Here is a 10773-nt window from a genome sequence, read left to right as displayed (position 1 = left end):
TCCACACCAGGCCAGAAGGCCCTCACCCATTTCAAGATCGATCAGCCGTGAGCCCTGTCACCGTCCACAACCTCCCGGGACAGAACACCTAGGGCGTGATAGACGGCCCCCATGCCGACGCACCGCTTGATCATCGTGCCGAATCCGATGTCGTTGCCGCCGATACCGAGGGTGACAAGACGGGTCCTTGCGGAAAGCGCCGTGAACTGGGCGGGATTGGTGCCCTCGTCCGTGCGCTGAGGTGCGGTGAGATCGGCGATGGTCGCGCCGCTGCAGCTCATGTCGCGGAACTCGGATGCGCTGATGCCGAGTTGGCGGGCGACCAGGGACGGGTAGTTGTGGTCGGAGCGGGCACAGCCGGCCGGGGTACCCGTATGTCCGGGGATCATCGGGCCGGCGGTGTAGGAGTCGCCAAGCGCGACGTATGGCCCCTTGGACGCGGCGAGCGCCGCCGTCGCCGTCGCCGTCGGGAGGTTGTCGTCGCCGTCGTGGCGTGCGACGCCGACCGCGGTGGCCAGGGCTCCGCAGGCGAGGAGAACGCCGGCCAGGGCGGTTCGCAGCTGAGTGGTCATCAAGGTGTTCTGCCTTCCGGTTCGGACATGACCGCGATGCGCGGGTGAGGGTGGCGGCCGGCTGTCGGGGGCCGCGGTGCCGGAGCGGTGGGAGCGAGGACGGCATCTTCCGAACCGTCCGCTGTGGGGAAGCCGGTGGGGTGTGCGTGCGCCGCGCGGGTTTCCGCGCGCCGAGCGAGCAGGAGGACGCCGCGGCCCGCGAGCGCGGCACCCGTAGCGGCGAGGAGCGTTCCGGGCAGGCCGCCGTGGATTCGCTCACCGAGGAGCGTCATGCCGATCAGAGCAGCGCCAGGGGGAATGACTCCGGGCCCGGCGGCGAGCTGGGGGAAGCTCGAACCGCCGGGCCCGGAGCGCGCCGACCTCCTCCCCTGGGGGTTCGGCGCGGTCGGGACCGTCGCCGCTCCGGCGGCCCCGGTCTGCGGGGTTCAGCGAATGGGGACGGGCTCTGTGACCGGCTGTTCGGTCTGCGTCGTGTCGCTGTGTGGGGCGACCTTGTGGCTGAGCTTCTCGCCCTCGACGTCGATGTCCGGCAGCAGCCGGTTCAGCCAGCGCGGCAAGTACCACGCCTTGTCGCCCAGCAGCGACAGGACGGCCGGCACGATGGCCATGCGGACGACGAAGGCATCGAAGAGAACCGCGATCGCGAGCCCGAACCCGATCATCTTGATCATCGACTCCTGGGCTCCGACGAAGCCGGAGAACACCGCGATCATGATCAACGCGGCCGCCACGACCACCCGGGCGCTGTGCCGGAACCCCGAGATCACCGCGACCTTGGCCGCGTCTCCATGGACGTAGGACTCACGGATCCGGGAGACGAGGAAGACCTCGTAGTCCATCGCCAGGCCGAACACGATGCCCACCAGGAAGATCGGCATCATGCTCATGATCGGGCCGGTGGTCTCGACCCCCAGCAGGCTCGCGCCATGGCCCTGCTGGAAGACCAGGACGACCGAGCCGAGGGCGGCGAGCACCGAGAGCAGGAAGCCGAGGGCCGCCTTGACCGGCACCAGCAGGGAGCGGAAGACCAGCAGCAGGAGCACGATCGCCAGACCGACCACGACCGCCAGGTACGGGACGAGCGCGCCCTGCACCTTCTCGGCGACGTCGATGTCGAGTGCGGTCTTGCCGGTGACCTCGAAGCTCGTGCCATCGGCCTTCGCCTCGATGCCGGGACGCTCGTCGCGGATGGTCTTGACCAGGTCCTTGGTCTTCTCGTCCGTGGGGCTGGTGGACGGGGTGGCGGAGAACACCGCCGCGTCACCGGCGGAGTTGAAGCGGGGCGCGGACACGGACACGACTCCGTCGGTGGCACCGATGTCTTTCGAGATCACCGCCACGGCGGCCTTCGGGTCCGTGGCTCCCTTTGCGTCGACCACGACGGTCAGCGGGCCGTTGACGCCGGGGCCGAAGCCCTTGGCGAGGTCGTCGTAGGCGCGGCGCTCGGTGGTGGAGGTGGGCTTGGCCTCATCACCCGGCATGCCCAGCTGGAGGTTCATGACCGGGGCGGCGACGGCACCCAGGCCCACGACGCCGAGCAGCAGGACGGGCAGCGGGTGGCGTACGACGGTCCGCGCCCACCGGGAGCCCCCGTTGTGCTCTTTGCGCTGCGTCCTCCGGTAGCGCTGGGAGTTTCTGCGCGCCCCGCGCGAAAGCACCGCGTTGGGCCAGAAACCCAGCAAGGCGGGTACGAGCGTCAGGCAGACCAGCACGGACAGCAGCACCGCGCCCGCGGCGGCCAGACCCATCTTGGTGAGCATCGGGATGCCCACGACGAACAACCCGGCGAGCGCGATGACGACGGTCAGTCCGGCGAAGACGACCGCCGAGCCGGCCGTTCCCACGGCCAGTCCCGCCGCCTCCCTCGGTGCATGCCCCTTGGCGCGTTCCTCCCGGTAGCGGGAGACCACGAACAGGGCGTAGTCGATGCCGCAGGCCAGGCCGAGCATGGTGGCCAGGGTGCCGGTGCTGTCGGACAGGCCGAACACGCTGGAGAGCGCCAGGATCCCTGTCATGCTGACGGCGACCCCGATGATCGCCGTCAGCAGGGGCAGCCCTGCCGCGGCCATCGACCCGAAGGTGATCAGCAGCACCAGCGCGGCCACGGCGATGCCGATCACCTCGGTCGTGCCGCCCGCCGCGGGCTGCTCGGCCAGAGCGTTCCCGCCGACCTCGACGGTCAGCCCGGCATCGCGGGCCTGGTCGACGGCGCGCTCCAGGTGCTTCTTGCTCGCGTCGGACAGGTCGCCCGCGGACACCTTGAAGGTCACCGTCGCGTACGCCGTCGTGCCGTCCTTGCTCACCGCCTTGGCCTGGAAGGGGTCCACGGCACCGGCGACCTGCGTGCCATCGGCGGCCGCGTCGACGAGGTGCTCGATGGTCTTCTTGTTCTCTGTCGCGGTCACCTTCTCACCGCCGGGCGCGACGAAGACGATCCGGGCGCTCGCGGCGTCGGCGACGGAGCCGGGGAAGCGATGTTCCAGCAGGTCGAACGCCTTCTGGGACTCGATGCCGGGGGCGGTGAACCCCTCGTCCTCGGCCGTGGACGCCTGCGAGGCGGCGAAGCCGACGCCGCCCAGTACGGCCACCCACAACAAGGCGACGAACCATCGCCACCGGAAAGACGCACGGCCCAGGTGATACAGGACAGTTGCCATGGCGGGAGGAGCCTCCAGATCAGCGGTCGGGATGACAGGGTTCGAAGAACCGCCTCACCCTCGCGTCTGTACAGGTCAGAGGTCGGTGAGGAACGCTCCTTCGGTGTCCTCCACGATTCCGCGAGACGATCTCCGCCACGAGGGAGACCTCTCCCCGAAGAGAGGTGTAGCCCGCTACACCATCGGCCCTTCTGCGCAGGCTCGAGAATCGTCACGCACTCCACGTGCGACCTGCTGATCCGCCAGCGCGGGCGCAACCGCCGGAAGCCCCGCACCGGCCTCGGCTCATCGTCCGCGGCCGATCGCCCGGCCTGAACAGGAGCGGCCGGGCGGGCTCGGCCGAAGCAGCTGACCACCGCGTACGCGGGCAGGAAGCAGCTGGTGATCCAGTCGTGGGAGTCGATGACGCCCTTGGCCGAGCGTCCTTTCGACCTGCCCTGTTTCGTGCGTCGTTCGCGATAGAGACGGGTGCGGGCATCACGGCGGACGCGTGTCACGAGGATGCGGTAGAGGGCGGCGTTGGCTTGCCGGTTGCCCCGCGGTTGAGCCTCCGGCGCTGGGTCTTTCCGGATGACTGCTCGACAGGGCTGACGCCGCACAGAGCGGCGAATGATGCCTCGCTGGCCAGCTGTTCCGGGTTGTCACCGGCGGCGATCAGCAGGGCAGCGGCACTGTCGGGCCCAACGCCGATGATGCCCAAGAGCTGCGGACGGCGGCGATGGACGGCCTTGCTGACGGGACAGAGCCGTTCGCTGCACAGACCCGCAGCGGCCGCTGACCACGCCGTCGAGACATCAGCTGCCCGTCGTGACAGTCCGCTCCGTCGAGAACGCTCCCCAGGTGCCGTCCGGCAACCGCGGTCTGATCCTCACGGCGTACGTCTTGCCTTCTTCCGTGCCCAGGTGGACGGTGTGCCTCGCCCGTTCCTCGGGCGCGTCGTCGCTCCCGGCCAAGGTCGTCACGAACACCTCGTCGAGGTAGACCTGGTACTCGGCCTCGAGTGCGTCCGTCCGGGGCGGCGTCCACGACAGGTCCAGGTAGTACGCCTTGTCCTTCGGGTCCTTGCGCACCGAGGCCCGGAAGTCCTCGGGCTCCGCCCCGTCGCCGCCCTCGCCCTGAGCGGTGGTCAGTCGTAGAGGTGCACTGGCAGGGGAGAGCTTGTCCGCCGCGTCCCTGGCACGCACCGTGAGGACGTAGTCGGTGCCCGGGCGGAGACCGGTGAGGACGGTCCTCGTCTGCGCACCGTCGACCGTGTGCATTCTCGCGTCGCCCTGGTAGATGTCGTACGAGACGACTCGCTGGTCGTCCGTGGAGGCGGTCCAGCTCAGGTCGGCGGCTCGCGATCCGTCGGCCGCTCCGCGCAGCGGGCCGGGGCGGGTCGGCGGTCTGCCGTCCTCGGCGGGCGCGGTGAGGGTGGTGACGGGGACCTTGCGGCTAGGGGTGGAGTAGTTGCCGGCGGTGTCTCGGGTGCGGACGGTGAACACGTAGTCGGCGGACGGTTTCAGGCCGGCGATGTCGACCATGGTGCGGTCCGCGTCGACCTCCTTGACCTTCTTCCCGGCCAGCAGGACCTCGTACGCCTCCACAGTCTCGCCGTCCTTGGCGGCCTTCACCCGCTTCCACATGACGTGGACGGTGGTCGCACTGCTGGACTGCGCGGTGACCCCGGTAGGGGCCGCAGGCGGCCGCTCGTCATCGCTGCCGCACGCCGTGAGCGCCAGCAGGGCGACGGAGCAGGACAGGAGAACGGCAGGCCGGAGCCCGGGTGTGCGGGACACGGGCATGGCTTTCCTCCGAGGCCGGAGTGAGGACCAGATCATGTCAACCTTCCGGACCACGCGATCGGCGGAGATGGCGGAAGAAGGGGAGAAGAGGGCGGGTAGGCCCGCCGTTGACGGCGAGGTGTGCCCCGGTGCGGACCGTTCAGCGGCCGACGGCGCAGGCGTCCCCGTTGAGCGTGAACCGCGGCGGCGGCGAGGAGTCACCGGTGTGGCCGGCGAGGTAGCCAAGGGTGATGTGCGCGCCGGGAGCGATCGTGGCGTTGTGCGAGGCGTCGGTGGCCGTGACCGTGTTGCTTCCCTGCGTCAGGTCGGTGTTCCAGTCGGAGGTGACGGTCTGCCCCAGAGCCAACGGGAACCTCAACGTCCAGCCGTTCACCGGGACGGTGCCGGTGTTGGTGACCGTCAGGTCGACCGTCGTACCGGTCCCCCACGTCCGCACGGTGCGATCCACGCGACAGGTGGGTTCCTCCCGCGCGAAGGACACCCGGTGCAGGCCGCCGGGCAGGTCGTTGACGACATAGAACTCTCCGTCGACGGTCATGCCGATCGACGTCACCTGGGTGGGCATCTCCCCGATCTCCGCCTGCTCGTAGCCGCCTTCACCGTCGGGGCGCAGCGCCCAGACCGTGGACGAGCAGTAGTCGGTGGCGATGTACGTGCCGCCGACGAGGCCGACGTACTTCTGGCCCCGGTAGACGTGGCCGCCGATGATCGAGCAGCCGCCGGTGTACGGGGAGTAGGTGAAGACTGGTTCGGTGTGCTGCTCGCCGGGTACGCAGTGGCCTCCTTGGAACCTCTCCAGACCCTCGTAGCAGGACCAGCCGAGGTTCAGCCCTCCCTGTCCGGGCGGGAGGTGGTTGACCTCTTCCCATCGGCCCTGGCCGACGTCGCCGATCCACATCGAGCCGTCGGCGCCGTCGAAGGAGAACCGCCACGGGTTGCGCAGCCCGTACAGCCAGATCTCGTCACGGGCGCCGGGGGTGTCCACGAAGGGGTTGTCACCGGGAACGCAGTAGGCGAGCCGGCCGCAGCTGCGGCTGACGTCGATGCGCATGATCTTGCCCAGCAAGGTGTCCAGGCGCTGCCCGGCGCGCAACGGGTCGGCGGAGCCGCCTCCGTCGCCGATGCTCCAGTACAGGTTGCCGTCGGGGCCGAACGCGAGCTGGCCGCCGTTGTGGTTGCTGTACTCGGCGTGTGGCTGGGAGAGCAGGGGCTCCAAGCGGGAATCGCCGAGGCGGTAACGGGCGAGCGTGACCGCACCGTCGGGCAGTGCCGTGTACGCCAGGTACAGGTGGTGGCTGTCGGCGAAGTCCGGCGGGACGGCCATGCCGAGCAGGCCGCGCTCGTTGCCCGATTCGTCCACGGCGGACGTGATGTCGATGAGCGGGTCCCGGGCCAGGCCGGTGACCGGGTGGTAGACGCGTACGGTGCCCGACTTCTCGGTGATGAACAACCGGTCCGTGCCGTCGTCGGGGGCGACCAGGGCGGTGGGCCGTCTCAGGCCGGAGGCGACCTGGGTGGTGGTCGCCCGCAGCGACGGCAGGGGGACGGACGCGGGGTCGGCCGCCGTGCGGGTCCGGACGGTGTCCGCCGCCGCGGGCGGGGCCGACGCGGCGGCGGACAGCGGGGTGAGGGCGGTCAACAGGAGGGCCAGCAGGAGCGGCCCGGTCCAGCGGCGTCTTGGCATGTCGGCTCCAGGTGTCGAAACGCTCGTTCGGCGGTGGTGTTCGCATACGGGGGACGCGGCCCGGTGGCGTATCCCGTCGGACGCGCGCATCGCGGCGTATGCCACCTCTCGGGGCCGGTCGGGCAGCCCTGATGTTCGGGCGGCGCGTGGGTTTGCCAGAGCACCGTGGCGTGTCACAGCACGGTGTCCCGCCGGACGCGAGCTCGACCGGCGGGACGGCCCATGGGGCGTAAGCTCAGCGGAAGTTCACGTCGCTGCACAGGAAGTACGTCTGGTCCATGTGCGAGGCTTGCCAGATCGTGTAGACGACGTGGCGACCGCTGTAGCCGGACGTGCTGACCGGGATCGAGTAGTTCTGGCTGGGCGCGTACCGGCCGGTGCGGGCCACCAGCTGGAGGTCGCTCCAGCGCAGCGGCTGGGTGGTGGGGTCGTAGCCCTGCCGGGTGACGTAGACCAGGAAATAGTCCGCGCCGTGACTGGCCTGGTCGTACAGCTTCACGGTGAAGTTGCCGGCGACATCCGAGGTCTTCCAGGCGCCCACGGTGTCCAGGGAGTTGTAACGCCCGCCCTCAGCGCGGCCGCCGCTGCACAGTTGACCGTCGGGGACTGCTGCCTGGAAGTTGCCGCCGGAACCGTTGCGGTACAGACCGTTCCAGTTCCACATGGCGTTGGGGTCGGCCTGCCACGCCTGCCAGCACATGGGGTCTTGCTGGGCCATGGCCGGATCAAGGTGGTTGCTGCCCCATCGGAGCCAGCAGCCGTAGTTGCGGCTCGCGGGGTCGACGACCGAGCCGTGGGCGACGGCGGTGCCGCTCCAGGGGAGCAGGCCGAGGAGCAACGCCGCGAGGAGGCTCAGAACGAGCGTCCAACGGCGCCGCATCTTACTGATGTGATCATGACAATTCACGGTCTCCTTCTTTCCCGTGGGGGGATGCCGGGTCACGGCGTGGAGAGGAAGCGAAGTAAGTGGGAGCGCTCCCAACTCCAGATTGAGCGTCGTGAAACAAAGCGGCAACACTCATTTGCGCCACTTCCGCGCCACCTGGCGCGAACCCTCCACTGCAGAGCGAGGGCGGCCGCCCTTCCCGATGGCTGCGGCAGGAGTGGCCGCCCTGGTCCATGGCGCACACCTCGCGATCCACCGTGCCCGGCCGGCCCTCCCGTCCCGACCGTGTGCCTGGCGTCCCGGACCTGCGCCAGGCGCGCGTGTCAGAAGGCCGAAGCCGGTCGATCACGGACGGCCACGGCCGTAATATTGGGTCTTCTCGTGGGTGGGGGGAGAAATCATGGGCAAGCAACGCCCCGGCGCGGGGCCGACCTTGGAGGAGGTGGCCGCGCTCGCCGGTGTGGGGCGGGGCACTGTCTCCCGCGTCATCAACAACGTGGCAGGGGTGAAGGAGTCGACGCGCCGCGCCGTGCAGCGGGCGATCGCCGAGCTGGAGTACGTACCCAACCTGGCGGCCCGGTCGCTGGCCGGGCGCCGTACGGACGCGATCGCTCTGGTGATGACGGAGCCCGACTGGCGGAAATTCGCGGAGCCGTTCTTCTCGGAGACCATTCGTTCCGTCGGAGACGCGTTGACCGACACCACGCTGCAACTGCTGCTCACCCAGGTACGCACGAGCGAGGAGCGCAAGCGTTTCGTTGAGTACGCGCGCGGCGGCCGGGTCGACGGCGTGCTGCTGATGTCCGTGCACGCCGAGGACCCGCTGCCCGACATGCTCGCGGACGCGGGGGTGCCCACCGTCATGCTGGGCCGTCGCTCGGGCGACGAGAGCATCACCTACGTGGACGCGGACAACGCCGGGGGCGCCCGAAACGCCGTCACCCACCTGCTGAACAGCGGTCGCCGCGCGATCGCGACCATCACCGGGCCGCTCGACATGTACGTCGCCCAGTGCCGGTTGCGCGGCTACCGCGAGGCGCTGGACCGCGCGGGCCTCGACGCGAAACCGTCCTGGGTCGCCGAAGGAGACTTCACCGAGCAGAGCGGCCGCTCGGTGATGGCGGAACTCATCGCGCGGGAGCCGGGGATCGACGCCGTGTTCGCCGCATCGGACAGCATGGCCGCCGGAGCGCTGGACGCCCTGCGCGCGGCGGGCCGCCGAGTGCCGCAGGACGTCGCGGTGATCGGATTCGACGACTTCCTCCTGGCGCAGCGTACGGACCCCACATTGACGACCGTGCGCCAGCCGCTCCAGGAGATCGGCCGGACCATGGTGCGGCTGCTTCTGGAGGAGATGGAGGACTCGGGAGTGGCCTGGCGACATGTCATCCTGCGCACAGAACTGGTGCTCCGCGACTCCGCCTGACCCGCTCGCCCCGCCTCGTCGCACGTGGCGCCTGCCGGCTCCGGCCCGCGGAGCCGGACCGGTCCCCGCTCTGCAGACATGGATGACCAAAGCTGCCCCGCAGGCGGTGGCAGCGGCCTCCTCCCCGTGGGTCGCAGTGTTCAACCTGTCGATCGGCCTCGGCGCACTGGCCGGCGGCGTCATCGTCGACACGCTCACCCTCCAGGGCGTCCTGTGGCTCGGCCGCGCCTGCGCCCTGATAGCCGCACTGGCCCCCGTGCGGCGAGCGGGGGCTCCAGCAAGGCCGGAGCCCCCGGCGGGGTCAGCTGGTGGGGAAGGCGTCGGGGGTGCTGATGCGGCTCTTGAGCAGCGCCCCTGATTCCGTCAGCACACCGCTGCTGCTGTAGTCGGTGCCGTTGCAGGTGCCGGGTTTGAACGCCGCGCTGCCCTCATCGGCGTCGGAGTAGGTCCAGTTGGCGTAGCCGATCTTCAACTGGTCCAGCAGGTCCAGCCAGGCCGTGGAGCTGGCGCGGTCTACCGCTCCCCCGCCGGTGTAGGTCACCGTCCCGAACTCGGTGACGAACAGGGGCAGCTTCGTGGCCGCACGGCTCACCGCGGCACGGTAGTTGTCCTTGTGGCTGGCGGCGTAGAAGTGGAACGCGTACATGATGTTGGTGGCGTTGACCGGGTTGTTGATGATCTCCGTCTCGTTGGAGCCGTCCGAGACGCCCAGCGAGGACCAGCCGCGTGTGCCGACGATGATGACGGCGTCCGGGTCGGCAGCCCGGATGACCGGGATGACCTGCTCCGCGTAGCTCTTGATGGCCGCCCAGCTCACGCCGTTGGGCTCGTTGGCGATCTCGTAGATCACGTTCTTCTTGTCGGCGTTGCGGGCGGCGACGGACGCGAAGAACGTCTTGGCCCGCTCGAGGTTGTAGTTCGGGTCGCCCGGCGTCAGGGTGTGGAAGTCGATCATGGCGTACATACCGCGCGCCTCAGCCATGTCGACAAGGCTGTTCACACGGCTGGTGAAGCCCGCCGGGTCGGTCTCGTAGCCGCTCTCCTGCACGTACATGGCGATGCGGAACAGGTCCGACTTCCAGTCCTTGGCCAGCGCATCCAGGGAGGCGTTGTTGTAGCACTTGCTGAACCACTGAATGCCGTGCGTGCTCATGCCGCGCAGCTGGATGGGGCGGTTGTACTGGTTGCACAGGTACACGCCGCACACCTTGAGCTGCCCGTTGATGCTTACCGGGGTACCGGTGCCCGGGTCGGGATCCGGGTCCGGCGGGGGCTCCTCGCCGCCGATGGAGCCGGTGCAGGCCACGCCATTGAGTGTGAAGGCGGCGGGCTTCGGATTGGCGCCCGTGAACGTTCCGGTGAATCCCAGGTCGGCGGCGCCGCCGGTGGCCAGGGTGCGGTCCCAGTCGACGTTGGTGGCGCTGACCGTGGAGCCGGACTGCGACCAGGTTGCGTTCCATCCCTGGGTCACCTTCTGCCCACCGTCGGGCCAGGTCCACTTCAGGGTCCAACCACTGACGGGATCACCCAGGTTGGTGACCTTCACCCCGGCCTGGAAACCACCCGACCACTGGTTCGTGATCGTGTAGTCGACCTTGCAGCCCGTGGCGGCCGCCGCCGGTGGGCTGACGAGCACGGTGAGGCCCAGGACCATCGCGCAGGTCGCCAGTAGGGCCAGTAGACGTTTCACACTCTCTCCTCGTATGCCGATAGAGCTTGAAATGGGAGCGCTCCCAAAACAGGGTGGGGATGGGCTCCGCCCTG

Annotated in this window: 7 protein-coding genes and 1 pseudogene; 1 reads left to right on the top strand and 7 read right to left on the bottom strand. The window is 69.5% G+C overall.

What is annotated here, in order from left to right; translation table 11 throughout:
• Positions 1 to 41: 41 nt before the first annotated feature.
• The 6 genes and pseudogenes from ACWD0J_RS32335 to ACWD0J_RS32310 all read right to left on the bottom strand — a co-directional run bounded on the left by ACWD0J_RS32335 (position 42) and on the right by ACWD0J_RS32310 (position 7577).
• Positions 42 to 572 carry an SGNH/GDSL hydrolase family protein gene (locus ACWD0J_RS32335; protein WP_451499411.1) on the bottom strand — a complete coding sequence of 177 codons (531 nt, stop codon included), beginning with the start codon at positions 570 to 572 and terminating at the stop codon, positions 42 to 44.
• Between the two features lie 425 nt (positions 573 to 997).
• Positions 998 to 3229, bottom strand: a complete 2232-nt coding sequence (locus ACWD0J_RS32330; RefSeq protein WP_451499410.1) for an MMPL family transporter — start codon at positions 3227 to 3229, stop codon at positions 998 to 1000.
• A gap of 425 nt (positions 3230 to 3654) precedes the next feature.
• Positions 3655 to 3905 (bottom strand): annotated as a pseudogene (locus tag ACWD0J_RS32325) (transposase); the annotation flags it as partial.
• 118 nt (positions 3906 to 4023) lie between these two features.
• A complete protein-coding gene (locus ACWD0J_RS32320; protein ID WP_451499409.1) occupies positions 4024 to 5013 on the bottom strand; it encodes a fibronectin type III domain-containing protein in 990 nt (329 codons plus the stop codon).
• 139 nt (positions 5014 to 5152) lie between these two features.
• The gene (locus ACWD0J_RS32315; RefSeq protein ID WP_451499408.1) at positions 5153 to 6697 is read right to left on the bottom strand and encodes a PQQ-dependent sugar dehydrogenase; all 1545 of its coding nucleotides are present in this window, start codon (positions 6695 to 6697) and stop codon (positions 5153 to 5155) included.
• A 235-nt stretch (positions 6698 to 6932) separates the two neighbouring features.
• Positions 6933 to 7577 carry a lytic polysaccharide monooxygenase auxiliary activity family 9 protein gene (locus ACWD0J_RS32310; RefSeq protein ID WP_451499407.1) on the bottom strand — a complete coding sequence of 215 codons (645 nt, stop codon included), beginning with the start codon at positions 7575 to 7577 and terminating at the stop codon, positions 6933 to 6935.
• 406 nt (positions 7578 to 7983) lie between these two features.
• Between ACWD0J_RS32310 and ACWD0J_RS32305 the strand changes: the two genes are divergently transcribed.
• The gene (locus tag ACWD0J_RS32305; protein ID WP_451499406.1) at positions 7984 to 9009 is read left to right on the top strand and encodes a LacI family DNA-binding transcriptional regulator; all 1026 of its coding nucleotides are present in this window, start codon (positions 7984 to 7986) and stop codon (positions 9007 to 9009) included.
• Between the two features lie 301 nt (positions 9010 to 9310).
• Here the strand turns inward: ACWD0J_RS32305 and ACWD0J_RS32300 are convergent, their stop codons facing one another.
• The gene (locus ACWD0J_RS32300; RefSeq protein WP_451499405.1) at positions 9311 to 10699 is read right to left on the bottom strand and encodes a cellulase family glycosylhydrolase; all 1389 of its coding nucleotides are present in this window, start codon (positions 10697 to 10699) and stop codon (positions 9311 to 9313) included.
• Between the last annotated feature and the right edge of the window lie 74 nt (positions 10700 to 10773).

This window comes from Streptomyces sp. NPDC003011, from assembly GCF_053591515.1.
The sequence above is the reverse complement of the archived record's forward strand: the minus strand, read 5'-3'. Positions and strand labels throughout refer to the sequence as shown.